This is a genomic window from Kitasatospora indigofera (assembly GCF_014655955.1).
GTDB classification, from domain to species: domain Bacteria; phylum Actinomycetota; class Actinomycetes; order Streptomycetales; family Streptomycetaceae; genus Kitasatospora; species Kitasatospora indigofera.
The window spans coordinates 1-567 of sequence record NZ_BNBO01000191.1 but is presented as its reverse complement, the minus strand read 5'-3'; the positions used below and the strand labels follow the sequence as shown (position 1 = coordinate 567).

The window sequence follows — 567 nt, the reverse complement described above, 5'->3', positions numbered from 1 at the left end:
GTGCGACGCCGCCCACCGGGGCGAGGCGGAGATCTCGGTCTCGGCCGGCTCCACCACCGGCACCACGGTGGACTACAACACCGTCCACCCGTGGCCGGACGCGGCGGGCTACCGCTGGGCCGGCACCGCCTACCCCACCGCCGCCGCCTTCAAGGCCGCGACCGGGCAGGCCGGGCACGACGCCGACCTGAACGTCGACCTGGACGAGAACCAGAACGGCCCGTTCGACCGGCTGGCGGACTCCGACGTCGCGGCGATCGACTCCGCCGACCCGACCGCCCCCGGCGTCGGCACCGACTTCTTCGGCTCGGCCGCGGTCGACCACCCGAACATCGCCAACACCGCGCCCTCGGGCGCCGTCCGGGACCGCGGCGCCTACGAGCGCACCGGCCTGCGCGACGCCGTGGTGTCGCTCCACAGCGCCACGAATTCCTACCCGACCGGCCCGGCACCGCTGACCGTGAAGGCCACGGCCACCGCCACCCGGGACTGGGGGACGCCGCTCACCGGCTACTCCTTCGACTTCGGCGACGGCAGCGACCCGGTGGTCACCACCTCGCCCGAGGC

1 pseudogene is annotated in these 567 nt (G+C 75.1%); it reads left to right on the top strand.

The features are described 5' to 3' along the window. A pseudogene (locus IE329_RS40110) lies at positions 1–567 on the top strand (hypothetical protein); the annotation flags it as partial.